Raw genomic sequence first — 371 nt, 5'->3', positions numbered from 1 at the left:
ACAATGGCGGGGTGAGTCCACTGCTGCGACGTGACAAGAACCGGGGCCCGGGGCCGGCCGACCGGACGGTGACCCTGGTGGCCAAGCCCGGCTGCCATCTGTGCGACGACGCCCGGGAGGTGATCGTCCGGGTGACGGCCGAGCTGGGCGCGGCCTTCGAGGAGAAGGACATCACCCAGGACCCGGAGCTCCACCACCTCTACTGGGAGCAGATCCCGGTCACCCTGATCGACGGGCGCCAGCACGACTTCTGGCGGGTGGACGAGAAGCGGCTGCGCGCCGCGCTCGGCGCCTGACCCGGGCCCCGGCGGCTCCGGCGGGGAGGCTCCCGAGCGCTCCGCCGGGGGCCTCCCGCGCCCCCGCCGAACGGC

At 74.7% G+C, this 371-nt stretch carries 1 protein-coding gene; it reads left to right on the top strand.

Translation table 11 applies throughout. The features are described 5' to 3' along the window. Positions 1-11: 11 nt before the first annotated feature. Positions 12-296 (top strand): glutaredoxin family protein, encoded by a 285-nt coding sequence (locus BI06_RS22570; RefSeq protein WP_030393791.1) that lies wholly within the window; start codon positions 12-14, stop codon positions 294-296. The last annotated feature ends 75 nt before the right edge of the window (positions 297-371 follow it).

Source organism: Kitasatospora sp. MBT66, from assembly GCF_000710405.2.
Lineage (GTDB): Bacteria > Actinomycetota > Actinomycetes > Streptomycetales > Streptomycetaceae > Kitasatospora > Kitasatospora purpeofusca.
This window is presented reverse-complemented; position numbering and strand designations above follow the sequence as displayed.